Source organism: Microbulbifer sp. YPW16 (genome assembly GCF_021290385.1).
Taxonomy (GTDB): domain Bacteria; phylum Pseudomonadota; class Gammaproteobacteria; order Pseudomonadales; family Cellvibrionaceae; genus Microbulbifer; species Microbulbifer zhoushanensis.
In genome coordinates this window covers 3,390,086-3,416,171 of sequence record NZ_CP089928.1, presented here as the reverse complement: position 1 = coordinate 3,416,171, position 26,086 = coordinate 3,390,086, and the positions used below count along the sequence as shown (strand labels likewise).

The following is a 26,086-nucleotide window of genomic DNA, read 5'->3' as shown; positions in this document are numbered from 1 at the left end:
GCTCCCAGGACCCCGACGGCCGTTTCCGTCACCCCTGTATACGCCGGTCAGAGCGAGATGGATTGATCGATTTCACTCCAGAGCTTGTTCAGTCGCTTGCTGGATACCGGTAACAGTGTTTTCAGCGACTGGGCGAACAGGGAGACGCGGAATTCCTCCAGCATCCAGCGATACCGGGCCAGCTGCGGCTCCGCGGCCACGATGCGTGGCGAGTGCTTCTCGACCTGCGCCAGGAACGGTTCGGCGGCCTTGTGCCACTCCGCCTGCAGGCGCCGGTCGCGATTGGGGTCCAGCGCGGCCTTTTCCAGCCGCAGTTCGATGCCCTTGAGGTAGCGGGGATACTGGCGCAACCACTCCAGCGGGGTATCAAACAGGCAGCCGCGATAGAACAATCGCTGCAACTGCTGCTGGATATCACCCACCGCCATCGCCACCGCCAGGTTTTTCTGTTGCTTGATCTGCTTGCGCAGGGGCACCAGCTGGCCCAGCGCCTTCACCAGCAGGTCGGCAATTTCCTGCGCCACCCCCACCAACTCGCCGCTGCGCTCCAGTGCCTCCAGGAAGCCCGCCTCGGTGCGGGGCCATTCCTCGCCGGGCCAGAACAATTCACGCGCCGCTGCCATCAGGATATCGTCGGCCACCTCTTCGCGGCGTCCCAGGTCGGCCGCGCTGAGGCCCAGCTCCTTGCCGCGCAGCAGTTCCTTGCGCAGGTACTTGACCGGCTCGGGCAGGTGCAGCAGCGCCAGGCGGCAGGTGCCGGCCCGGGACAATCGCCAGGCCTCGCGGGGATTGTCGAGCAATTTCAGGGATACGCTGTCACGCTCTTCCACCAGCGCCGGGTAGGCACGCACCTTCAGGCCACCCTGCACCAGGGTGTGGGTCTCTGGCAGGTCGCCGAAGTCCCAGCGGGTAATTCCGTCACGCTCGAAGTCATCCCCGGCGGTGGCCAGTTCGCGCTGTACCCGGTCCCTGTAACGCGCCTGCAGGGTGGGCAGGTCACGGTCCTGGTCGATCAGCTCGCCGTCCTCATCCAGCACCTGGATGTTGAAACGGTAGAAATCCTCCAGCGACTGCTCGGCAGACTCCCAGACCTCGGCTGGCAGTTCAATGGTCGTCTGGCGGTGCAACTCATGCGCCAGTGCCTGCCACAGGGGTGTGTCACCGGCCTGCATCCTCAACAACGCGCGATCGACGGCGGCGGGCACAGGTACAAAGTACTTGCGCCACTGCTTGGGCAGCGCCTTCACCAGCGCGATACATTTGTCCCGCAGCAGCCCCGGCACCAGCCAGCTCAGCCGCGCCGCCGGCACCTGGTGCAGGGCGCCCACCGGCACCAGCACACTGACACCGTCATCCGCGGCACCGGGCTCAAAGTGATAGCCGAGCGGGAATTCGATGCCCCCCGCACGCAGTTGATCCGGGAACTGCGCCTCTCCCACATGATCGGCGCTCTGCTGCATAAGGAGTTCGCGGGGGATAAACAGGAGTTCGGGGTCCTCTTCCTCCGCCTTCTTACGCCAGTGCTCAAAGCCGGCCAGGTTGACGATTTCCGCCGGGAGACGCTCATCGAAGAACTGGAACACCACTTCGTCGTCCACCAGGATGTCCCGGCGCCGCGACTTGGCCTCCAGGTCTCCCAGCTCCTCCAGCAATTCCAGGTAGTGACGGAAGAAGCGGCCCCGGCCACGGCGGTTTTTGTCGTAGCGCTGCTCCACCAGTGCCTGGCGGATAAAAACCTCGCGCGCGGTCTGTGGGTCAAGTTTGCCGTAATGGATCCGGCGTTTTTCCACCAGCACCAGGCCGTACAGCGAAATCTTCTCGTAGGCCATCACCTGTCCGGCGCGGGTGTCGTAGTGCGGCTCAAAATAGTGGCGCTTCACCAGGTGCTCGGCTGCCGCCAGCACCCAGTCGGGCTCTATCTTGGCCACCGTATGGGCGAACAGGCGGCTGGTCTCCAGCAGTTGCCCGGACACCACCCAGCGCGGTGGTTTCTTGTACTGGCCGGAGCCCGGGAAAATGTGGAAGCGCCGGTTGCGACAGCCAGTGAATTCCTTGTTCTCGTCGCGCACGCCGATATTGCCCAGCATCCCCGGCAGGATTGCCCGGTGCACGGCCTCGTAGGTGGCGGGCTCGCGATTCTCCTTCAGTTTCAGCTCGCGGCTGGCCACTCGCAGCTGGTGGTGGATATCCCGCCACTCGCGCATGCGCAGCCATGACAGGAAGTTCTTCTGGCACCACTTGCGCAGCTGGTTCTGGCTGAGTTCCTGCCGCTGTGCCTCGAAGCCGTCCCACAACTGTACGAAGGACAGGAAATCGGATTTCTCATGGCGCCACTGCCGGTGCTTCTCGTCTGCAGCCTGGCGTTTTTCCGCCGGCCGCTCCCGCGGGTCCTGCACCGCCAGCGCGCTGACGATCACCATCAGTTCGCGCAGGCAGCCCTGCTCGCCCGCCGCCAGCAGCATGCGGCCCAGCTGCGGGTCCAGCGGCAGGCGCGACAGTGCCCGACCGAGCGGCTTTACCCGCCCGCGGCTGTCCACCGCCTGCAGCTCCTCCAGCAGTTTGTAGCCGTCGTTGATCAGGCGCGCATCGGGCGGGTCGACAAAGGGAAAGTTGTGGATATCGCCGATGCGCATCTGCAGCATCTGCAGGATTACCGCCGCCAGGTTGGTACGCAGGATCTCGGCATCGGTGAATTCAGGCCGCTGCTCAAAATCACGCTCTTCATACAGGCGCACACAGACACCGGCACTCACCCGGCCACAGCGGCCGGCACGCTGGTTGGCGCTGGCCTGGGAGATGGCCTCCACCGGCAGGCGCTGGATCTTGCTGCGGTAGCTGTAGCGGCTGATACGCGCCGTCCCCGGATCGATCACATAGCGGATGCCAGGCACGGTAATGGAAGTCTCTGCCACGTTGGTGGCCAGCACGATGCGGCGGCCCTTGTGCCCGTGAAAGACCCGGTTCTGCTCGGCAAGGCTCAGGCGCGCATACAGCGGCAGTACTTCCAGCTGGGGAATATGGGCATCCCGCAGCGCCCTGGCACACTCGCGGATTTCCCGTTCGCCGCTCATGAACACCAGGATATCGCCACCACGGCGACTGCTGCCCTTCTCGTCGTGCAGCAGCTCCTCCACCGCCGCAATCACCTGCTCGGACAGATCGGCGTCGCTGTCCGCTGGTGGCCGGTAATGAATCTCCACCGGATAGGTGCGACCGGACACCTCGATGATCGGTGCATCATCAAAATGTTGTGAAAACTTCTCCAGATCGATGGTGGCGGAAGTGATGATCAGCTTCAGGTCCGGCCGTTTCGGCAGGATGGTCTTGAGGTAGCCCAGCAGGAAATCGATATTGAGGCTGCGCTCGTGGGCCTCGTCGATGATCAGGGTGTCGTACTTGTTCAGCAGCGGATCCCGCTGGATTTCCGCCAGCAGGATACCGTCGGTCATCAACTTGACGTGGGTGTGCTCGTCACTGTGATCGGTAAAGCGCACCTGGTAGCCCACCGAGTGCCCCAGCGGTTGCTGTAGCTCCTCGGCGATACGGTTGGCCACGGTGCGCGCGGCGATGCGCCGCGGCTGGGTATGGCCGATCTGTCCGTAAACGCCGCGGCCGAGTTCCAGGCAGATCTTGGGCAGCTGGGTGGTCTTGCCGGAGCCTGTCTCACCGGCCACCACCACCACCTGGTTTTCCGCAATCAACTTGGCGATCTCTTCGCGCCGCGCCACCACCGGCAGCTCTTCCGGCCAGCTGACAGTAGGCAGCTTGTCCCGCCGGGCGGCCGCCAGCGCCCGGGATGCCCCCAGGTCTCTCTCCAGCTGGGCCAGCATCCGGTCCGCCGGCTTGCCCTCCCTCAGCCGCCGGCGCGCGCTGTCCAGGCCCTTGCGCAGGCGATGGCGATCGCGCCCCATGCACTCGGCGACGCGGGGCTCGAACTCTTCGCTCAGGACTTTCAGGGCGGCGGTGTCTTCGGTGTGACTCATAATCCGGGGACTGACTGCAAACGGGCGATTATACCTGCTGGGCCGTGACAGACTAAATGACCGGCGCGAGCCCACCGAAGACAAGCAGGTCCACGCACCTGCGCCAGGATACGGCGGGCGACGGTCTGAGCGGTCAGGACGACCGCGAAGACCAGCAGGTGAATGCAGCACAGGGATGTGCCGCACGCCGGCAAAGCCGGCGCGAGCCCGACGGAGACAAGCAGGTCCACGCACCTGCGCCAGGATACGGCGGGCGACGGTCTGAGCGGTCAGGACGACCGCGAAGACCAGTAGGTAAAAAATGGCGCTGAACTATACTCAAGGCAACACCGTCCCCGGATATCCAGTCCGGGCGACACCTTTTCCTATGCCCGGGACTTGCCAGAGGTACCTTCATGCAAGATCTCAAGCCAAAACCGCCCTCCTCCGCCGGGGAGATGCTCGGCCACCCCAAGGGGCTGTTCCTGCTGTTCGGCACCGAGATGTGGGAACGGCTCAGCTATTACGGCATGCGCGGTATCTTCGTCTTTTACCTGACTTCCGCTGCCGCCGCGGCGGCCTTTGGCTGGGAACAGCTGTCAGATACCGAACTGCAGTCCCAGGCCCTGAGTTACCTGGGCTGGTACGCGATGCTGGTGTACCTGACACCGATCATCGGCGGCTGGATGGCGGACAACAAATGGGGCCAGCGCCGCTGCATCATGTTTGGCGGCACGCTGATGATGCTGGGCCAGTTCGCCCTGGGTTTCCCCCATGGCTGGCTGCCGGACGGCACCGAGATCTATATGCTCTGGCTGGGCCTGGCCCTGCTGATCGTGGGCAACGGCTTCTTCAAGCCGAATATCTCCACCATGGTGGGTGACCTCTACGACGAGGGTGACCACCGGCGCGATACCGCTTTCACCATTTTCTATATGGGGATCAACCTGGGCTCGATCCTCGGCTACCTGGTAATCGGCTGGATCGGCGAGAAGGTGAATTACCAGCTGGCGTTCTTCACTGCCGGTATCGGCATGTTGCTGGGCCTGTTGCTGCAGATGTTCCAGGCAAAAAAATTCCTCGGGGATATCGGCGTAGAGCCCTCGGCCAAGCTGGGACTGAAGCAGGACACGGTCGACAAGCACAAACCACTGACGCCGGAAGAGCGCGATCGCATCAAGGTGATACTGATCCTGGGTGTATTCACGGTAATCTTCTGGGCCGGCTTCGAGCAGGCGGCGGGCTCTATGAACCTGTTCGCCAAGTACAACACCGACCTGAACGTGATGGGCTTCGAGATCCCGGCCAGCTGGCTGCAGATGGTGAACCCGCTGTTTATCATTATCCTGGCGCCGGTAATGGCCAGCCTGTGGGTGGGACTCGGGGCGCGCGAGCCCAGCTCCCCGGCCAAGTTCAGTATGGGCCTGGTGTTCCTGGGGCTGGGCTTTGTCTCCATGTGCGGCGCGGCGCTGCAGATCGGCGATTCCGAAACCATCAAGGCGAGCATCTGGTGGCTGGTATTCGCCTATATCTTCCACACCATCGGTGAGCTGAGCCTGTCACCGATCGGCCTCTCCATGGTCACCAAACTATCACCACTGCGCTACCTGTCACTGATGATGGGGCTGTGGTTCGCCTTTATTGGCGTGGCCAACAAGGGCGCCGCTGAAATCGGTAAGCTGGTGGGGGAATCGGGCCCACTGGCCACCTTCGGCGGCGTCGCCATTGCCGCGATTGCAGCGGGGATCATCCTGTTCCTGATCCGCAACCGACTGGTGGACTGGATGCACGGCGCCGAGGAGGAGCACACGAAAATTGGCCCCACCACCCAGGAAGAGATCGGCATCACCGCCGACCACGAGGGGGCGCCTCGGCGGCACTTCAAGGAATGATTTGAGGGGATTGCCGGGCCGCTCCCCTGCAGGAGCGTCCCATGGCCGCGATGGACTGTACGGGCCCGGGTTCAACGCCCCTTGACCAGGCGCCCGATAGCACGGTCCAGGCCCTCCAGGGTCATGGGAAACATGCGCCCTTCCACCAGCTGCCGGGTCATGCCGATACTGGGTGTGTATTGCCAGTATTCCTCACCCACCGGGTTAAGCCATACCAGGTTGCTCCAGGTATCCGTCACCCGCTCCATCCAGGCAGCACCGGGCTCCTCGTTCATGTGCTCGACACTGCCGTAGCGGTGGGTGATCTCATACGGCGCCATGGAGGCATCGCCGACAAAGATCACCTTATAGTCATTGCCGTAGGTGCGCAGCACCTCGAGCAGCGGTGTGGTCTCCTGGTAGCGGCGCTGGTTGTCCTTCCACACATGCTCGTAAATGAAGTTGTGGAAATAGAAATACTCCAGGTGCTTGAACTCCGAGCGACAGGCCGAGAACAGCTCCTCGCAGGATTTCACGTAAGGATCCATGGAGCCGCCCACATCAAAGAAGATCAGCACCTTGATGGCGTTGTGGCGCTCCGGCACCATCTTGATGTCCAGCAGGCCGGCATTGCGGGCCGTGGAGGAAATGGTGTCATCCAGGTCCAGCTCCTCGGCGGCGCCGGTACGGGCGAACTTGCGCAGCTTGCGCAAAGCCACCTGGATGTTGCGGGTGCCCAGGGACACGCTGTCATCCAGGTTGCGGAACTGGCGCTTCTGCCACACCTTGGCCGCCGACCGGTTGCGGCTGTTGCCGCCCACCCGGACACCCTCGGGATTATAACCACTGTTGCCAAACGGGCTGGTACCGCCGGTACCGATCCATTTGTTGCCACCACTGTGGCGCTCTTTCTGTTCCTCGAGGCGCTTCTGGAACTCTTCCAGCAGCTTTTCCAACCCACCCAGGCTCTCGATTTTTGCCTTTTCTTCCTCGCTCAGCTGCTTGAGGAACTCGGCCCGCACCCACTCTTCCGGAATCATCTGTTCCAGCAGGTCATCCAGGGTTTCCAGGTCCTGGAAATAGGCATCGAAGGCCCGGTCGAACTTGTCGAAATGCTTTTCGTCTTTCACCAGGCAGGTGCGCGCGAGGAAATAGAATTCCTCCAGGTCGGCAAACACCAGCCGCTGCTGGAGCGCTTCCAGCAGGGCCAGCAGCTCGGTGATGGACGCCGGCAGTTTATAGCGGCGCAGGTTGAGGAAAAATCCAATCAGCATGGGAAAGCGTCAACTCAGCGGTTTTCGCGGCGCGCCATAAAGGCGAGGCGCTCGAGCATATGCACATCCTGCTCGTTCTTCAGCAGTGCGCCATAAAGCGGCGGGATGGCGCTGGTGCTGTCGCGGTTCTTGAGTACTTCCTCGGGGATGTCGTCGGCCATCAATAGCTTCAGCCAGTCGATCAGCTCGGAAGTGGAGGGCTTTTTCTTCAGGCCCGGGACCTCACGCAGCTGGAAAAAGATATCCATTGCCTCTTTCACCAGCTGCTGCTTGATGTCCGGGTAATGCACATCGACGATCCGGTGCATGGTATCCCGGTCCGGGAAGCTGATGTAGTGGAAGAAACAGCGGCGCAGGAAAGCGTCGGGCAGCTCTTTTTCATTGTTGGAAGTGATAATCACGATCGGGCGCTGTTTCGCGCGGACAGTTTCGCCGGTCTCGTAGACAAAGAACTCCATACGATCCAGTTCCACCAGCAGGTCATTGGGAAACTCGATATCGGCCTTGTCGATTTCGTCGATCAGCAGCACCACGCGCTCGTCGGAGTCGAATGCCTCCCAAAGTTTGCCGCGCTTGATGTAGTTGGCGATGTCGTGCACCCGGTCCACCCCCAGCTGGGAGTCCCGCAGCCGCGACACAGCATCGTACTCGTACAGGCCCTGCTGGGCCTTGGTGGTCGATTTGATATGCCACTGGATCAGTTTCAGGCCCAGGCTCTGCGCCACCTCCTCTGCCAGCAGGGTCTTGCCGGTACCCGGCTCGCCCTTGATCAGCAGGGGGCGCTGCAGGGTGACCGCTGCGTTCACCGCCAGTTGCAGGTCGTCGGTGGCGACGTAATTGTCGGTGCCGGTAAATTTCATGGTGACTCCCATCGCGAAAAAACAGAGATGGGCAGCATGGTAAGGGATGGCAACGGGAGATCAATGACAATTCAGCATGGATCGCTTGCCCGGACTTCGCAGTATCCGGGCGGTGGGTTCAGGAATGGACGGTCACTCGCCCACACGCTCATCGGCAACGGCCTGGGCACTGCGCCGGCGTACCACCTGGCGGCCCTTGTCGGTGATATACCAGCGGATACCCAGGTGGCTGTGGATCTTGCCCACCATCTCCAGCACCAGCAGGCTGTTCAGGGCCCGGGCAGCGGAGTTGGTCTCCATGCCCCCCTCCTGCACCATGCCGCCCAGGGAGCGGAACACGCACTCGCCGGTGTTGAGCAGTTTCAGCACATGCAGGGCGTTCTCGTCTAGCTTGCGGATCTCGTTGAAATCCAGGGTCGGCCCCTGGTCGGGGTCGCCCTCGATCTCATGCTCCAGCAGCGGCATCATCTCCAGCTGCATGGCGCGCAATTCCTGCTCGAGGTTCTCCACCCGGGCCCGGGCGATACTGGCGTCCCGCAGCTGGCGGCGCGCGGCGTTGAACACGAACATGCGTGAGGCGATGGCCGCAAGCAGGCAGTAGCCGGTAAACAGCAACAGGCGCGACGGATCCCCCTGGATCTCGATCAGCAGGTCGCTCTGGGTAAACTTGAGGAAGATGGGCACCATCAATGCGCCGCACAGGCCCATGATCAGGCAGCGCGCCAGGCCGGCCGGGTCCTCCTCGGTGAACAGCATCTGGTAGTAATTCACCAGGCCACCGAGAATACCGGAGACCAGCATGACAGCACTCAGAATTAGCAGATGATCGAGCATCCGGGTTCCTCTGCCGGGCAGGGCCGGAAACCCCTGTACTCCCGCAGGCCCGGGAGGCTGTATGGAAGGGGGTGGATTCCCGGGTACCAGGCCACATTCTTGTAGTCACCGGGCCCCGCTTCGCTGCGGGGCCAGCCCTATAGATATAGCAGCTGTCCGCCGGGCGCGGACAGCACCAAGACGTATTACGCGCCTTTGCTCGACCGGGCGCAGCCAGGCGGTACTGTCACTGGTTGCTGTAGTAGGGATCGTCCTCAAACTCGCGGCGCTTTTCCCGGCGGTGGCGCAGGATCAACGTCACCAGCCCCCACAGGGACACCAGTGCCAGCGCTCCGCCGGTGGCGAACACCAGGTTGGCGGTCACTTCCGGGGCCGGCCCCTCCTCCTCGAACAGCAGCTGGTAGGCAAACATTGGCAGTACCGGCAGCGGCGCCGAGTCCGGCGTGCGGCCGACGGTGGGAACCAGCAGCGCGGCAGCCGCCACCAGCAGCAGGGCCCGCCGCGGCCAGGACCAGCGCCAATTGCGCATAAACCACCAGCCCGCCAGTAACAGTACCAGGGTCCCGCCTGCGTAAATCATCCAGGCAATTCGAAACTCTTCCGCCATAGTGTCCAGTTCTTGGTTATGTTGTTCTAAACGGGATCGTCACCCACCCAGGTGACGATATGTTCCTCGAAGTCATCCGGGTGCACCAGCTCCTCGCTGATTACACAGCCGCGCACCGAGATACCGGCCTCGTGCACCGATTCGGCACGGCCCGATACCAGGGGATGCCAGTCTTCCAGCGGGCGCCCCTCCGACAGGGCGCGGTAGGCACAGGTGCGCGGCAGCCAGTGGAAATCCGCCAGGTCGCTGGCGCGCAACTGGATACAGTCCGGCACCCGCTGCTTGCGATTCGGGTAGTCGCCACACTGGCAACTGTGCGTATCCAGCAGGCGGCAGGCGATGCTGGTGCTGTAAATCTCGCCGGTGTCCTCGTCCTCGAGCCGGTGCAGGCAGCAGCGCCCGCAGCCATCGCAGAGCGACTCCCACTCGCTGTCGCTCATCTGCTCGAGCGACTTGCGCTGCCAGAAGGGTTGCCCGCTCACGGCTCAGCGCTGCAACTTGCTGTTCTGCGCCGAGATCGCACGCATCTCATCATCGACCACCGGCGGCATCTGCAGGTAGAAACCGCGCTCGCGGATCTCTTCCAGCACCCGCGCCGCGTCGGCCCGCGCCAGTGGCTTTTCCGGCGTGAGCAGCAGGGTCACCACATGCTCGGGCTTGCCGAACAGCTGCAGCAGCTTTTCCGGCACCCGCGCGATCCCCTCACGCTTCTCCACGTAAAGATACATTTCCTCTTCCCGCGGGCTGCGGTAAATATCACAAACTGTCTTCACTCTGGTACTTACCCTACTTTCTCGCCACGCAGCGCCCGCAACTCCTGCAACAGGGGCTGGCCAATGACATCGCTGCGCCAACCTTCCAGGCGTCCCTCGAGAGAGGGCCTGTCAGCCTGCACCAGCGTTTCCAGTTCTTTCTTGCGCACCAGGATCTCTGCCGGCAGGTGGTACTCCTCGGCCACCTCCCGCACCCGGCGACGCAACTGCTTGAGGCATTCACCCTCGCGCCGGTCCAGCGGGCGGGGCAATGCCGGCGGGACGTCATCACGCCCGGCTGCGCGCTCGATGACCTGCAGCAGGATATCGCCATATTCCCGCAACGTCTTGCCCTCGAGCCCCGGCTGCGCCATGGCGGCGGCATGCGCCGGCAGCTGCTCGGCCAGGTTCATGCAAATGCTCTCTTTCAGCAGGTGGTTGCGCGGCATATCCCGCAGGCGGGCCTCGCGCTCGCGCCAGGCGCAGAGATCCTGCAGGGCGGCCAGCTGCGAGCCGCGCAGGCGCCAGGCACCCTTCACGCGCTGGTAATAGAGTTCCGGCGGCTGCGGGTTGCGCGCCGCGCGGACCAGCGCCGCGCAGTCCTCCTGCAACCACTCTAGCCGCCCCTGCTCCTGCAGGCGTTTCCGCAACAGCGCGTAAACCGGCGGCAGCCAGGCAACATCCAGGGCGGCATAGTTCTTTTGCGCCTCGCTCAGGGGGCGCTGCAGCCAGTCGGAACGGGTTTCACTCTTGGGCAGCTCCACGTTCAGGAGCTCGTTGACCGTAGCGGCATAGCCCAGCCCCGCGGCCATACCGGTCATGGCCGCAGCAACCTGGGTATCGAATATCGGCTCGGGTATCGCCCCCAGTAACCGCTCGAGGGTTTCCAGGTCTTCACTGCAGGAGTGCATGATCTTCGTGACACGGCTATCCAGCACCAGCTCGCGCAGCGGTTCCAGGTCATCGATCGCCAGGTTGTCGATCAGGTAGGCATGCTCACCATCCCCCACCTGGACCAGTGCCGGCTGTGGATAGAAGGTGCGGCTGCGCATAAATTCGGTGTCGAGTGCCAGGGCTTTCTGCCCGCGCCACTTTTCACACAGCTGCGCCAGCTGCGCGCTGTCATCCACCCAGACGGGTGTGGTGTCCACATTCAGCATCGGGACCTCAGTTACCGGAGAAAAACGCCGTACGGCTGTTGAAAGCGTGTGCGAGGGTGCCGCCATCGATGTATTCCAGCTCACCGCCGATAGGTACACCGTGGGCAATGCGGGTGACCGCTATTCCCCGGTCCCGTGCCCGCTCGGCAATAAACTGGGCCGTGGCCTCGCCCTCGACGGTAGGGTTGGTGGCAACGATCAGCTCCTGCACCGGCTCGCGGTCGAGCCGCTGCTCCAGCAGGTCGATGCCCAGGTCCGCCGGGCCCACGCCATCGATGGGGGAGAGGTGGCCGTGCAGGACGAAGTAGCGCCCGTGGTAGTTGCCCGCCTGCTCGATTGCGAGCACATCGGCCGGGGTCTCCACCACGCACAGCGAACTGTCATCGCGCCGGGTGCTGGCACAGAGGGCACAGCGTTCCTGCTCGGTGAGGGTACGGCACTGCGTGCAGCGCCCGACCTTCTCCACCGCCTGTTCCAGGGTCCGCGCCAACAGGCCGGCCGCATCCCGGTCACGCTCCAGCAGGTACATGGCCATGCGCTGGGCAGACTTGGGGCCGACACCGGGCAGGCAACGCAGTGCGCGGATCAGCTCTTCAATCAGGGGACTAAACATAAGTGCCGCAGGCCATCAAAAGGGGAACTTGAAGCCTTCCGGCAGGTTCATGCCAGAGGCCAGGCCACCCAGCTGCTCTTTCTGCAGTTTCTGCGCCTGCTCTTCCGCCCGGCGCACCGCGTCGTTCACGGCCGCTGCCAGCAGGTCCTCGAGCATCTCTTTGTCTTCACCCATCAGGTCGGGATCGATCTCGACCCCGGTGCAGTCGTGACGACCGTTCATGGTGACTTTCACCATCCCGGCTCCGGCCTCGCCGACCACGCGCAGCTCGTTGAGCTGCTCCTGCATCTTCTGCATTTTCTCCTGCATGTCGGCCTGCATTTTCTGGGCCTGCTGCATCAAATCGCCCAAACCTTTCATTGTCTCACTCACTCTCTTTCAGATATTCGACCGACTCGGCCACCAGTTCGGCGCCGAGTTCTTCCTGCAGTTCCCGCACCAGCGGGTCCTGCGCCAGGGCGTCGCGGGCCGCTGCCGCGCGCGCCTCGCGAGTGGCCTGCACCAGTCGCGCAGGGGTGGTGCCATGTACCTGGCCCACCTGGATATGCACATTGACCGGCTGCTGAACAAAGTCACCGATGACATCCGCCAGGCGACGCTGGTGCACCTCGTCATACAGACTGCTGTAGGACTCATCGAGGGTAAAAGACAGTATATTGTCCTGCCGCCCCACCAGTTCCAGGTGCATGGCAATTGAATGCAGTATGCCGGTAATCCCCAGCTGCGGGTACAGCGCCGGCCAGTTACCCGGAGTCAGGGCTTCCAGGCGGGCCCGCGGCGCGGCCGGTGCGGGCTCCGGTTCCGGTGCCGCCGGCTGCGCCTCAACCCCGGCCACCGGGGTGGATTCCACCGCGGCTACCTGCTGGCGCAACTGCTCGCGCAACGCCGCGCGCTGCTCCGTCGCGCCGCCCGCCGCTGCGGCCCCTGAATCGTGGCCATCCTGGACGGGCCCACCAGGGCCGGCCTGTCCCGCCGCCGGGGCTGGCTGGGGATTTCCGGCTGGCCCGGGGGGCTCTGCCCGCTGAGGGCTCCCTACCCGCTGAGGGCTCTCAACCGGCTGAGGGCTCTCGACCGGCTGATGATTATCCGCCCGCTGGGTACTGTTTATATTGCCTCGCTGGGGATTCCCCACACTCCCGGGCTGATGGCTCTCCATCTCCTGGGGCTGATGGCTCTCCGCACCCATGGGCTGATGGCTCTGCATACCCTCGGGCTGATGGCTCTCTACGCCCACAGGCTGCTGGCTCTGCATAGCCGCAGGCTGGGGACCCTGCGTGGCTACGCGCTGAGGGCTCTCTACCGGCCCGGGCTGCGGGACTTCCTCCCAGGGCGGTGTGCTGTCAGTAGCGGCGGCCGCTTCAGGTACAGGCGCGGGTGGAGTGCTCGCCGCTTGAGGGAAAGCGCCAGCCGGCTGCGGGCCGCTGCTGGCCTGCTGCGCAGGAGCAGCCGGGCTGGAAGGCTCTTCCGCCCAGGTGGGCCCTGCATGATCGGGCGCACCAGCGGGCATGGACGCTGTTCCGGGAGCCGCGGTTTCGGGTTGCGTTTGTACGGGAGAAGTGCCGGCTTCAGCCGGCGCCGGGTCCTGTTGCGGCTTTTTTACGCCGGGATCTCCCGCTGCGGGCTGGTTGCCGGCATCCGCTTCCAGCCGGGCGCTGGGAATATCCGCCACGCCCTGGGGCCGGAAAGCCAGCATCCGCAGTAGGGCCATCTCGAATCCACTGCGCGGGTCTGGCGCCAGCGGCAGGTCCCGCCGGGCAAGCAGGGCCATCTGGTAATACAGCTGTACGTTTTCAGGGGCCAGTCGCGCGGCATGCTGCTGCAGGCGCTCCCCGTCCCCCAGGGTGTTGTCCACCGACTGCGGCAGGACCTGGGCCACAGCGATACGATGCAGGTTGTTGGCCAGTTCAGCCAGGGCGGCGCTGTAGTCAGGCGCCTGTCCGGCGAGTTCCTCTACCGCCGCGAACAGGGCCGGGGCACTCTCATCGGCCAGGGCTTCCAGCAGCTTCCATACCAGCCCGGTATCGATGCTGCCCAGCATGGCGCGGACCTCGGCCTCGGCCACCTTGCCGCCGCCAAAGGCGATTGCCTGATCGGTCAGGCTCATGGCATCGCGCATACTACCATCCGCAGCACGCCCGAGGTGCCACAGGGCCCCCTGCTCGAACGGCACCATTTCCTGCTCAAGCACGAAACGGAGGTGCTCCACCACCCGCTCGGGGCTCATGTTCTTGAGGTTAAACTGCAAACAGCGCGACAGGACAGTCACCGGCAGTTTCTGCGGATCGGTGGTAGCCAGCAGGAATTTGACGTGGGGCGGGGGCTCCTCCAGCGTCTTCAACAGGGCGTTGAATGAGCTGTTGGAAAGCATATGTACCTCGTCGATCAGGTACACCTTGTAGCGGCCCCGGGTGGGAGCGTACTGCACATTCTCCAGCAGCTCGCGGGTGTCCTCCACCTTGGTGCGCGAGGCCGCATCCACTTCAATCAGGTCGACAAAGCGGCCCTCGGCGATTTCCGTACAGGCCGCGCACTGGCCGCAGGGCTCGGAGCTGACCCCGCTTTCACAGTTCAGGCACTTGGCCAGGATGCGGGCAATGGTGGTCTTGCCCACCCCCCGGGTACCGGCGAACAGGTAGGCATGGTGCAGCCGACCGTTATCCAGGGCGTTGATCAGGGCCTGCAGCACGTGCTCCTGCCCCACCATCTCCCGGAACAACCGCGGCCGCCACTTGCGAGCCAGTACTTGATAACTCATCCGCTCTCCAGCGCTCCCGGCGCCCTGTGAATTCATTCGGTCTACGCGCCCACGGCGCGGGCCCCATTATAACGGGATCACCGCCAAGTAATAGCGTCGCCACGCCGTGGCCAACCGGATGTCCCGGGCAGGGGCAGGGATTTCCCCCGGCCCCCTCGTCGCCGGGGAGAGGCCTGTGATATAACTGTGCGCCAGCTCGCAACACAACAAAATCACAACGAGCGCAGTCAGGAATCCCACTTATCGATGAATAAAAGTCGGAAAACGCTTCTCGAAAAGCTGTTTGCCGAACACGGCCAGGCGCTGGTGCGCTTTGTGACTAGGATCGTCAGGAATACTGAGGATGCCGAGGACATTGCCCAGCACGCCTACCTGCGCCTGCAAAAGCTCAGCGACGAGAAAGAGCTGGATAACCCCCGGGCGTACCTCTACCAGATCGCCAACAACCTGGCTGTAGACCAGCTGCGCCGTGGCCGCCTGCACATGGACTATGTCAGCCAGCAGACTCCGGCCGAGGGGGAAGCACTGCCTGACGACCACGCCGATCACCAGTCCCCGGAACGGGTCCTTGCCGCCCGACAGCAACTGCAGTCCATCTACGAGGCAATGGACAGCCTGCCACTGAAATGCCGGCAGGCGTTCCTGCTGCACCGCACGCGCGGACTCTCTTATAACGAGATTGCCAGGGAAATGAATACCTCGGTGAGCAGCGTCGAAAAGTACATCCTCCAGGCACTCAAGGCCTGCCGTCGCAAAGTCACCCCACCCTGACAGCAGCCTGCACCCGGGCGACTACACTTTTCCCCGCCCCTGCAACAGTACATCCGGGAAACTGTCAGGGAACCTTCACGATCCACCGTTAACATGCGCCAGCCAGCAGATTTGCGGGGATTTGACCGGCAACAGTGGAGGGCGTTCACGAGAAAAAGTTCTCTCCACGCTGCCCCGGAGGGGCTAGCCGAGACCTGGCGCACAACGTTTGTGCGCAGTGCGCTAATTTTTTTACAAAAACTCTTGAGGGATCCCCCTGGTCGGTCGTCTCATCTCAAGAGCTGGTCATCTGAACACAAAAAACAGGCCCAGCAGCACAGAAAACGCTAATATTGAGCGCAACTGCTAACAGTTATTGCGCGAAGCAGCGCCCAGGCGCGGAAAAACGCGCCAACAGTGCACATTATCGATAGAATGCGCCGTTTTGGGGCGCCCGGCAAGGCGCCCGGCTTCAGCGACGCAAACCGCCAACAGGCATAACAGGATTTGGACTTAAACAGGTTAAACAGTGGTGAACTCAGCGGGCGGACAGATCAATCCCAGCGAAGAGCAGCTCGACCAGGCATGTGCCTGGATCGCGCGCCTGCGCTCGGACGCCGTTTCCGCGGCCGACCGGCGCGAGTTTGCCAGCTGGATCGGCGGCTCTGCGGCTAATCGCCGAGCCTTCGATGAAATGTCCGGTCTCTGGGGCGACCTTGGTGCTCTCGGCCATATGCCGATCGACCAGCTGTTTCCGGAAAGCCTGCCCACGGTATCGACCCGCCCGGCCCCGGAAGGTCGCCGCAAAGCCAGCGCGGACAACGGTGGCTGGGGATGGGCGCAGTGGCTCAGCGGTGGTGGCCTGGTCGCGGCCTGCCTGGTGGTGACCCTCTGGGTCGGCAACCAGTGGCTGGCCGAGGACGCCGTGAACCAGCAGGTGTACACCACTGTGGTTGGCGAAACCCGAACCGTAACCCTGACTGACGGCACCCGGGTGCAACTGAATACCAACTCTGAACTCCAGGTAAGCTACAGCCGCGAAGAGCGCCGCACCACCCTGTTGCGCGGCGAGGCGTTCTTCGATGTAGAGCGCCAGACCGCACGCCCGTTTACCGTGGCAGCCGGCAAGGCGAAGATCCGCGTACTGGGCACAGAATTCAATGTTGAGCGCAACCCGGACAATACCCGGGTTTCCGTCACCGGCGGGGTGGTCTCGGTGAGCGAGTCCAGCAGCGCCAGCGGCCTGCGTCCCGAGTCCGTCAAACTGGTAAAAAACCAGAAAGTCAGTGTTTCGGGCAGCGGCCTGGGCCAGGTAAGCGCAACTTCCGCCGACGAGGCCCTGGACTGGACCCGCGGCGTGCTGGTGTTTGACCGAACCCCCCTGGAAGAGGCTCTCGAGGAGCTGAATCGTTACCTGCCAATACCCGCTGCGGCCGACGCCAGCGTGCGTGAGCGCAAGCTATCCGGCACTTTCGAGCTGTCCGACCCCGATAACACCCTGAAAGCCATAGCCGCGGCCCTGGACCTCCAGGAGGATCGCAGCAATCCAGACCTGACTCTCTTGTCTCCCAAGCCTAACTAAGTTATAAAACTGCCCGGGCGGACAAATATTAAACAGCCTCCCCGCTGAGTCCCGCCGTTCACCGATAAATCCAGATAAGAAACAGCGGCATATCCGGCCAGGCCGGCCGCCGTTGGTGCGAAACGGGCAAGCAGATTGATTAGACGGCTCTGGGCCACACTGTCACTGGCGACTCTTGCAGCGCTTCCAGCGTCTGCTGGTGCTGCCTGCCCGACTTCCGGGATCCAGCTACCCGCCGGCAAGCTCTCCAGTGCCCTGATCACCCTGGGCCAGCAATGTAAGATTTCCGTGCTGGTGCACGCTTCTGCAGTAAACGGCTATACGGTGCCGAAGCAGGAGCTCCCTGCGAAAGATGGGGATTTCGTCGCGGCACTGGAGCAGCTACTGGGCGGCTCCCCCTTCGATTACCGCCGTATCGGCCCGGCGGCCGTGGCCGTGGTGGCACGGGCAGCGCCGGTCGAGCAGTCCTCCGGCGACCAGCCACCATCGCCCACGGAGGAGATTACGGTAACCGGTCGCAGCCTCACCGGCACCCACTTGCGGCACAAGCGGCTGAGCAGCTACGCCCCCATCGATATCCTTGCGCAGCCGGAGCTCGAGATCACCGGCGCACAGACGATTTCAGAACTGCTGAAATTCCTGCCGGCGGTTTCCGGCAACTCCACCAGCACCTCGGTCAGTAACGGCGGCGATGGCACCGCCAATGTAACCCTGCGCGGACTGCCCGCCAGCAACACGCTGGTGCTGATCAATGGCCGGCGGATTGTGAGCAACGGCTTTGGCGGTGAGACCGCCGACCTGAACACCATCCCCCTCTCTGCCGTGGACCGGATTGAAATCCTGAAAGATGGCGCCTCCGCTGTTTATGGCTCAGACGCCATCGCCGGCGTAGTCAATATCATCCTGCGCCGCGACTTCGAGGGCCTGTCGCTCAACACCTATTACGGCGCCGCCGAGCAGGGCGACCAGGAGACCACATCGAACCACCTGACCTGGGGCCAGGCATTCGAGAACGGCCACCTGATGTTCAGCCTCGCCCATTACCAGCAGGGCGAACTGAAAAGCCGTGATCGTATACTGTCCGCCACTGCGGACAACCGTGACCGGGGCGGCACAGACTTGCGCTCGGCAGCCTCGCCCAACGGTTTTATCGGCCTCGCTGGTGGGAATATCGTCACCACCACCAGTGATGGTGAATATCGCCAGTGGACCCAGGAAGATCGCTACGATTACAGTGAGTTCACCACCGCAGTAGTGCCATCTGAGCGCTGGTCCGCTTATACCGCAGGGGAGCTGGTCCTGCAGGACAACAGCACCCTGTTCGCCGAAATCATGGGCGTACAGACCCAGGCCGAAACGGTTTTTGCCCCGACGCCCGTTTTCACCCGCTTCGATAATGGCGACCTGGAAATCAGCGCCGACAATATTTACAACCCGTTCGGTGAACCTCTTACCGATGTGCGCAAACGGGTACTGGAGCTGGGCCCGCGCGAGCAGGAGAACCGCACCGACACCTGGCGGGCGAACACCGGCCTCAAGGGCTCCTGGGACAGCTGGCAGTGGGAACTGGCCGTAGGGCTTCACTACACCAGGGCCGAGGAATCCCTCAGCAACCTGATTGACCCCCAGCGCCTGTCCGCCGGACTCAAGGGGGCGAGCTGCACTGACAACCAGGATTGTGTTCCGGTCAACCTCCTGGGCCCCAGCGGCAGCATCGACGGCAGCCAACTGGACTTCATCCGCGCGCAAAGCCGCGTTACCGGTGAAACCGAAATGATGTCGCTGACCTACATCACCGACGGCATCCTCGCCAGTTACAACCAGGGCGACATCCCTGCCGCCGCGGGTATAGAACTTCGCAGCGAAGCCATTGATTTCCGCTCCAGCGATGCCGGCGGGCTGTCAAAAATTGGCGGCATCGCCGCCGGTGCCGCCGAGGGCAGCCGCTTGGTGGCCGAGGCATTTACCGAAATATCGGTTCCGCTGCTGCACGAGCAACTCTGGTTTGATGCTGCCCTGCGGGTATCTGATTACAACGATTTTGGCAGCACTGCCAACCCTAAAATGGCGCTGCGCTGGAAGGCCATTCCATCCCTGATGATCCGCGGCACCTATGCCACCGGTTTTCGCGCGCCCAATCTTGTGGATATGAACCAGACCGGTTACCAGAGCCAGGAGTTCCTTTTCGATCCCTGCAGCCGGGCGGACGCAGACACCCTGCCCGGCTGTACCGGCGTGTCTGACAGTTCGCGCATCCAGTTCCTGACCGAGTTCGGCGGCAACAGTGAGCTGCAGCCTGAGACCTCCGACAACCGCACCATCGGTATCGTCTGGACACCGGAAGTCGTGGAGGGCTTCGCTGCGACACTCGACCTGTTCGACATCCGCCAGAATGATGTTATCGATACCAGCCCGCAGTACCTGATCGACCAGAACGCCAATCGGGGCCTGTTCACGAACCGGGTGCTGCGCGACGCGCAGGGGGATATCACCAAGATCATCGCCACCCGCCTCAATATCGGGGCGCGCGAGGTCCGCGGACTCGACCTGGCCCTGCGTTATGAAAAGTCCTCCGAGAAACTCGGCCAGTTGCGCTGGTCATTCAACGCCAGCCACCTGCAACGGTACCTGAACCAGGCCGCCCCCGGGGCGGAAACCGAGGACCTCACCGGGACTTTCGTGGATCCCGCCAGCGGTGGCGCCGGCTCCCTTCCAGAATGGAAAGCCAACACCGGCATCTACTGGAAACGCAAGCGCTGGGAAGGCGGCTACACCATCCATTACGTGGATGCGCTGGAGGAAACCTTTACCCGCGGTACCACTGCTGTAACGCGAAAGATCGACAGCTGGACCAGCCACGACATGCAGGTGGCCTATGCGGTGCCGCGCGGTTTCCGCGTGGCGCTGGGAATTGACAACCTTTTCGACCGCGCCCCGCCTTTTGCCGCCACCGCCTTCAACGATAATCACGACGGTCGCACCTACGACCTGAGCGGTCGTTACTGGTATACCACCCTCTCCTACAGCCTGTAATGGCACCCAACCGGGTCATCCTCAAATGATGAACCTGCGGCCTTAAATCCTGCCTGTGGCATTTTATTTATCGATCTGCCGCGCCTTCGGCGTACGAATGTTCGAAGCAAACTTTCCATGTAGAAAAAATGTTCTAGTGTTTTAGCAAGCCTCTGTTGATAGAAGTTTGCAGTTGTCATGGAGGGCACTGCCGAATTCGGCGTTTAGAACCGGTATCAGGAGAGGTATACCATGGACAGATCCCGTCTATCCCGGGCAATCAAGGGCGCAATCGCAGCCACCGCCGTATCTACAAGCTTTTTTGCCACTTTGTCGTTTGCTCAGGAAGTGGAGGAAGTTGTCGTTACCGGTACACGCATCCAGCGTGCCACCGATGCCACCAGCGCCACCCCAATCAGCGTTTTCGACGCCGCGGCACTGGAAGCATCCGGCCAGACAACGCTGGAGGATTTCCTGCAGGAAGTTCCATCAATGACCGGCGGCCAGCTGGGCTCCTCGGTCAACAACGGCAACCCCGGCCTCGCCACTGTTTCATTGCGCGGCCTGGGCTCTTCCCGGACACTGATCCTGCTGAACGGTCGGCGCCTCAGCTCATCCGGCCCCTCCACCGGCGTGGTGGACCTGAATACCATCCCCACCACTGCGATCGAACGCGTGGAAATCCTGCGGGATGGTGCATCCACCATCTACGGTTCTGACGCCATCGCCGGCGTGGTCAACATCATCACCAAAAAGAATTTCGAGGGCGCAGAAGCGTTTTTTGATGCGGGCACCTCCCAGGAAAACGATGGCCAGGAATACCTTGCCGCCTGGACGTTTGGCGCGGCCTCGGAAGACGGCGATGGCAACGTAATGCTGAACATCCAGTACACGCGGCGCCATGATATTTTCCAGGGCGACCGCAAGTTCTCCGATTGCCCGCTGTTTGAGAGCGGCGGCTCAGTGCTTTGCGGTGGCAGCAGCTATACCGTGCCCCCCCGGTTCTTCAGTGAGAGCTTCCCCGGCGGCCCCATCCTCGATGCCAATACCGGACAGATCCGGCCCTTTAACCCGGCCGGGGACGCGTTCAACTACGCGGAAGTCAGTTACCTGATTACCCCGCAGGAAGTGGTTACCTTCTACGGTTTCGGTGACAAGGAACTGTGGGACTGGGAAAACTTCACAACGTTTGGCACCTTCGGCGAGCTCCTCTATGCGAACCGGCAATCTGACCAGCTACTGGCCCCGGAAGGCACCTTCTTCCAGCCCACGGCGCCGGCCACCAACCCCGGCAACCCAACCGGAGAGGACGCCATCATCCTCCGCCGGCTGGTGGAAACCGGCGGACGCTCTTTCAACCAGGACCTGAGCATGTGGCGGGGCGTGGTTGGTTTCGACGGCGAAATCTGCAATGAGTGGACCTGGGATATTTCCTACAACTACGCCCGCTGGGTCGACTCGCAGATCGATCGCGGCCGCTCTAACCCGGGACGCTTTACCACCCTTCTGGATCCGGCCCTCTGTGCGGCCGACGAGGACTGCGCTGCGGCGGTGGACGAAGCCGGGGTAACCGCCTGGGACCCCTTCCGGCCGGGCACCTTTACCCAACCGCTGCAGGACTACGCACTGGTGGTCAATTCGCCGGTGGAAAAAGCCACCCTCAACAGCCTGCAGGCCAACCTGGTCGGCGACTTCTATGACTGGTCGATCCCCTGGGCCAGCGAGGCCCCCGCCTGGGCCGTGGGCTATGAGCGGCGCCGGGAGCGCACCGAAGTCACCGTCGACGGCGCCGCGTCACTGGGACAGATCTACTTTGTCAGTGGTGTGGACTGGGGCGGCGCATATGACGTGGATGAATTCTACGGTGAGGTGCGCCTGCCCATTATGGACGGCCGTGACTGGGTAGACCTGCTGGCGGCCGAACTGTCGTTCCGCTACTCCGATTATGACACCATCGGCAGCGACACCACCTGGGCCGGTGTACTCGAATATGCGCCCATAGAGCAGCTCCGCTTCCGCGGCACCTATGCCGAGGGCTTCCGCGCGCCGGGCCTCGATGACCTGTTCCTCCCTCCGACGCAGTCGGCAGAAACCTATACCGACCCCTGTGTGAACTGGGGCGGCAGCAATAACGCCAACGTGCGGGCGAACTGCGCCGCCGATGGTTTGCCCCCCACTTTCGAGCTGGGCAACTCCCAGGCAACCGGTCTCTTTGGTGGTAATGAGGACCTGAAAGCGGAGGAATCTGAGAGCTGGACCCTGGGTATCGTATGGACGCCGACCTTCGTCGAGGATCTGAGTTTCTCCGTCGACTACTTCGATATCTCGGTGGACAACGCTATCGGCACGTTCAACACCAATACCATCGTCAGCAACTGCTACACCAGCCCGAACTTCAGCTCGCCCTCCTGTGACCTGATCACCGGCGCCGGTGCCGTGGGCCTGTCCTCGCTACCCACCAGCCCCCGTCGCGACCAGAGCGGCACCATTGCCGGCCAGCTGTTGAATGCCCAGAACATCTCGACCTTCGAGACCTCGGGTGTCGATTTGGGTGCTGAGTACAGCCAGGACCTGGGCCCGGGTGTCTTTACCTTTACCGGTAATGCCACCTGGCTGGACGAGTGGAAGTTCCAGGCCAGTGAGTTTGAGCCGGAGGTAGACCTGGCGGGTTACTACGGGGTTGACCCGGTCACCACCCGGATCGCAGCCTTCCCGGAATGGAAGTTGTACACCAGCTTCGGTTACGAGTATGACTGTTGGTCCACCAATGTGATCGTACGCATGGAAGGTGCGGTCGATGATATCGACCCGCGGGACGTTGACCTGGCCACCCGGGTGGACGAAACCTGGTATACCGACTTCAACTTCCGTTACTTCCGCTGGGAGAACGTGACCCTGTCCGGCGGTATCCGCAATGTCTGGAACCAGCAGCCGCCCTATGTCACCAACTACGATGACATGAACACGCTGCCGCTCAACTACGACACCGTGGGCCGCTTCTTCTATGGCCGCGTAGCTTTCTCCTTCTGACATGCCCCTCCTGCCCCGCCCAAAAGGGCGGGGCAGCCTTCCTCCCTTCGCCACAACCCCCCTTACCTGTCCTAACGATATCTATGATCATAATTTGATCATCATGTCTATTTGTTGTTCGCGACCCTACGTCCCCAAGCTGTCATTAAGCTTTTTCGGGAAAAAAATGAATTTTTTTTGAGGGGTCTGGCGTATGGATCGTCTTAATCAACGTTGGGAGAGAGGTGGCCACTTGGGGGTAGCCACTTCTACAAATCGCCTTCACAGGCAGAAGTACACATAAATCCAACGATTTAAGAGAGGATGTACAATGAAAAAGAACCTCCTGTCCGCCGCTGTGAAAGGGGCCATTGGCCTGACCGCAGCCGCAGTTATGGTTCCTGTAATGCCCGCCTTTGCCCAGAGTGGCGACGCCGCCCTGGTAGAAGAGGTTGTAGTAACTGGCTCACGCATCAAGCGCACAAATTTTGACCAGTCCGCCCAGGTTGTCAGCATGGATCGCACTGACATCGAGGCCACTGGCAGCCTGATGATTTCCGATACCCTGCGCGCAACTCCGCTGAACTCCCTGGGTTCTTTCAACGAGCGCTCCGGTAGCTCCGCACAGTCCAACGCTACCGTTGACCTGCGCGGCCTGGGTTCCCAGCGCAGCCTGGTAATGATCAACGGCCGCCGCATGCCGGGTTCCCCGAACCTGGGCGCTGCTTCCGTTAACCTGAACATGATTCCGATGACCGCCGTTGAGCGCATCGATATCCTGGCCGACGGCGCCTCCGCTGTATACGGTTCCGACGCCGTTGCCGGCGTTGTCAACATGGTAATGCGTGAAAACTTCGAAGGCCTGGAATTCACCACCCGCCGCGGTGAGCGTTCCAATGATGACGGCATCGAGGAATCCTTCGGCTTTATCTCCGGCATCACCAGCGATCGCGGTAACGTGACTTTCGCTGCCGAGTACAACCGTCGTGACCCGATCTTCGACGCCGACCGCGAGTACACCGCTGCCTGGATCCGCGACAATGGCGACGGCCGCCTGGACGCCTACCTGGATACCGATGGCTACTCCTACTACGGCAAGACCATCGAGATCTACGATCCGAACACCGAGTACTACGACATCCAGGCTGCGACCAGCTGCTCCAGCGACTCCACTTTCATGGAGACCGGTGCGGCCGCCTTCGGTGAAGCTGACGGCACCCTGTGTACCTACCCGTACGCCAACATCTCCGCCAACAAGGCCGAGCTGAGCCGCGTCAACACCTTCCTGAGCGCCAACTACGATATTTCCGAGAACGTTGAGTTCTTCTCCAATATCCTGTTCTCCAAGGTAGATTCCTTCGGCCGCTACGCGCCGCCGGCTGCCCCGTGGAACGACATGCCGGCTGACTACGCCGACGTACCGTTCGACGTCGACAGCCTGCTGGCCGACGGCTCAATCACCGAAGACTACGAAGTGAACGGTTACTACCGCTGGACCAACATCGGCCCGCGCGACAACTACGTGACCGACACCCAGTACGACTTCACTGCCGGCTTCCGTGGCGACCTGCCCAACGGCATGAGCTACGAGACCTACGCACAGAAAGGCCGCTACGAGTCCAAGGAAAATGGTAAGTACTACCTGTCTTACCCGGGCCTGGACTACGTCCTGAACAACGGCATCGACCCGTTCTCCCCGGAAGGTGCGGCCGCCATGAAGGCCACCACCTCCCAGGACAACTTCACTGCCCTGTCCAAGGTCTACGGCCACCTGCAGTTTGACGCTGGTGACTGGTTCGGCGCAGGCGAGACCATCGTCCTGAGTGGTGCCGAAGCCTACAAAATCGAGTACGCCAACCAGTACGATGCCGCCTCCGAGGCCGGCCTGGTGGGCGGTAGCTCCGGCAACTCCGCTGCCGGTGAGCGTGACGTAGCCGCGGTATTCGCCGAGGCCATCATCCCGGTTACCGACCAGATCGAGATGAACGCTGCCGTTCGTTACGATGACTACAGCGACTTCGGTTCCAATGTGGCGCCGTCACTGTCCGCCACCTACAACGTCACCGACACCCTGAGCCTGCGTGCCCGCGCCGGTAAAGGCTTCCGCGCACCGGCCCTGGACGAGCTGTACGGCCCGTCTGCCTTCTCTGCGGAAGACGCTACCGATCCGCGTAGCGGCCTGTCCCGTCAGTGGGACACCTACTACTCCACCAACGAAGAACTGGATGCGGAAACCTCCACTTCCCTGTCCTTCGGCGGTAACTGGGAGTTCGTAAGCGGCTGGAACCTGGACGTTGGCTTCTGGAACGTGGAAGTGGAAGACGTGATCATCCAGCCTTCCGCCCAGAGCATCTTCTACGCCCTGGCCTCCGGTGTAACCCTGGATCCGTCCACCGGCATCTACACCACTGGTACTGGCGCGCAGACCGAGTTCTTCTCCCAGACCACCAACGCGGGCATCCTGGATGTTACCGGTGTGGACGTGAAGGTCGACGGTGGCTTTGACACCGAATTCGGCATGATCACCCTGGGCGGCCTGGTGAGCCACCAGATCTCTTACGAGAGCGACGCCTACTACCAGGGCCCGGTACAGGACGTATCCACCTTCAACCTGTACCCGAACCTGCGCGGCCAGTTCATGCTGGGCTGGAGCATGGGTATGCACGCTGTTGACCTGACCATGGACTACATCGCGGCCCACGACGAGTTCACTGACGTGACCGACGCTGGCACCCTGGTCAAGAGCGGCGAGGACCTGGACGACTGGACTACCCTGAACCTGTCCTACCGTCTGGACACCGAGTCTCTCGGCTCCATCAAGGTTGGCGCACGTAACCTGACCAACGAAGATCCGGTACTGGATAAAGATGGCAAGTACGCGCGTGACCACTACAACCTGTATGATGGCACCGGTCGCATGGTTTACGCCGAGTACACCATGAGCTTCTAAGAAGCGACAAAATTCTTGAGGTAACTCGAGAAAAGGAAAGGGCCAACTCTGTTGGCCCTTTTTTTTGGTTAAGAGGTAATCAATGGCTGATCAAT

Annotated in this window: 17 protein-coding genes; 6 read left to right on the top strand and 11 right to left on the bottom strand. The window is 62.3% G+C overall.

The genetic code is table 11. From position 1 onward, the window contains the following. Positions 1-47: 47 nt before the first annotated feature. On the bottom strand, positions 48-3,983 hold the full coding sequence (gene hrpA, locus LVE68_RS14780) for an ATP-dependent RNA helicase HrpA (protein WP_232941205.1): 3,936 nt from the start codon (positions 3,981-3,983) through the stop codon (positions 48-50). 395 nt (positions 3,984-4,378) lie between these two features. Between hrpA and LVE68_RS14775 the strand changes: the two genes are divergently transcribed. Continuing rightward, positions 4,379-5,854 carry a peptide MFS transporter gene (locus LVE68_RS14775; RefSeq protein ID WP_232941204.1) on the top strand — a complete coding sequence of 492 codons (1,476 nt, stop codon included), beginning with the start codon at positions 4,379-4,381 and terminating at the stop codon, positions 5,852-5,854. Positions 5,855-5,925: 71 nt separating this feature from the next. Here LVE68_RS14775 and LVE68_RS14770 read toward each other — a convergent pair whose 3' ends face one another. The 10 genes from LVE68_RS14770 to dnaX form a co-directional block, all read right to left on the bottom strand. Beyond that, positions 5,926-7,107, bottom strand: a complete 1,182-nt coding sequence (locus LVE68_RS14770; RefSeq protein ID WP_232941203.1) for a vWA domain-containing protein — start codon at positions 7,105-7,107, stop codon at positions 5,926-5,928. A gap of 14 nt (positions 7,108-7,121) precedes the next feature. Beyond that, positions 7,122-7,967: an AAA family ATPase gene (locus LVE68_RS14765; RefSeq protein ID WP_232941202.1), complete on the bottom strand. Its 846-nt coding sequence runs from the start codon at positions 7,965-7,967 to the stop codon at positions 7,122-7,124. Positions 7,968-8,099: 132 nt separating this feature from the next. Then, positions 8,100-8,801 (bottom strand): YEATS-associated helix-containing protein, encoded by a 702-nt coding sequence (locus tag LVE68_RS14760; RefSeq protein ID WP_232941201.1) that lies wholly within the window; start codon positions 8,799-8,801, stop codon positions 8,100-8,102. 226 nt (positions 8,802-9,027) lie between these two features. Beyond that, positions 9,028-9,408: a hypothetical protein gene (locus LVE68_RS14755; protein WP_232941200.1), complete on the bottom strand. Its 381-nt coding sequence runs from the start codon at positions 9,406-9,408 to the stop codon at positions 9,028-9,030. Between the two features lie 26 nt (positions 9,409-9,434). After that, positions 9,435-9,890 (bottom strand): YcgN family cysteine cluster protein, encoded by a 456-nt coding sequence (locus LVE68_RS14750; protein ID WP_232941199.1) that lies wholly within the window; start codon positions 9,888-9,890, stop codon positions 9,435-9,437. A 3-nt stretch (positions 9,891-9,893) separates the two neighbouring features. Continuing rightward, entirely contained in the window at positions 9,894-10,181 is a 288-nt protein-coding gene (locus LVE68_RS14745; RefSeq protein ID WP_232941198.1) for a YcgL domain-containing protein, read from the bottom strand. Between the two features lie 8 nt (positions 10,182-10,189). Continuing rightward, positions 10,190-11,320, bottom strand: coding sequence for a ribonuclease D (rnd, locus tag LVE68_RS14740; protein ID WP_232941197.1), 1,131 nt, complete (start codon positions 11,318-11,320; stop codon positions 10,190-10,192). A 7-nt stretch (positions 11,321-11,327) separates the two neighbouring features. Continuing rightward, positions 11,328-11,933, bottom strand: coding sequence for a recombination mediator RecR (recR, locus tag LVE68_RS14735; RefSeq protein ID WP_232941196.1), 606 nt, complete (start codon positions 11,931-11,933; stop codon positions 11,328-11,330). Between the two features lie 15 nt (positions 11,934-11,948). Continuing rightward, positions 11,949-12,293: a YbaB/EbfC family nucleoid-associated protein gene (locus LVE68_RS14730; RefSeq protein WP_232941195.1), complete on the bottom strand. Its 345-nt coding sequence runs from the start codon at positions 12,291-12,293 to the stop codon at positions 11,949-11,951. 4 nt (positions 12,294-12,297) lie between these two features. Then, on the bottom strand, positions 12,298-14,688 hold the full coding sequence (gene dnaX, locus LVE68_RS14725) for a DNA polymerase III subunit gamma/tau (protein WP_232941194.1): 2,391 nt from the start codon (positions 14,686-14,688) through the stop codon (positions 12,298-12,300). 246 nt (positions 14,689-14,934) lie between these two features. Between dnaX and LVE68_RS14720 the strand changes: the two genes are divergently transcribed. The 5 genes from LVE68_RS14720 (at position 14,935) to LVE68_RS14700 (ending at position 25,991) form a co-directional block, all read left to right on the top strand. Further along, positions 14,935-15,459, top strand: coding sequence for an RNA polymerase sigma factor (locus tag LVE68_RS14720; RefSeq protein ID WP_232941193.1), 525 nt, complete (start codon positions 14,935-14,937; stop codon positions 15,457-15,459). 511 nt (positions 15,460-15,970) lie between these two features. After that, a complete protein-coding gene (locus LVE68_RS14715) occupies positions 15,971-17,020 on the top strand; it encodes a FecR family protein (protein ID WP_232941192.1) in 1,050 nt (349 codons plus the stop codon). A 135-nt stretch (positions 17,021-17,155) separates the two neighbouring features. Further along, the gene (locus tag LVE68_RS14710) at positions 17,156-20,053 is read left to right on the top strand and encodes a TonB-dependent receptor (protein WP_232941191.1); all 2,898 of its coding nucleotides are present in this window, start codon (positions 17,156-17,158) and stop codon (positions 20,051-20,053) included. A 231-nt stretch (positions 20,054-20,284) separates the two neighbouring features. Continuing rightward, complete coding sequence (locus LVE68_RS14705; RefSeq protein ID WP_232941190.1) at positions 20,285-23,062, top strand: TonB-dependent receptor plug domain-containing protein; 2,778 nt, start codon at positions 20,285-20,287, stop codon at positions 23,060-23,062. Positions 23,063-23,372: 310 nt separating this feature from the next. After that, the gene (locus LVE68_RS14700; RefSeq protein ID WP_232941189.1) at positions 23,373-25,991 is read left to right on the top strand and encodes a TonB-dependent receptor plug domain-containing protein; all 2,619 of its coding nucleotides are present in this window, start codon (positions 23,373-23,375) and stop codon (positions 25,989-25,991) included. The last annotated feature ends 95 nt before the right edge of the window (positions 25,992-26,086 follow it).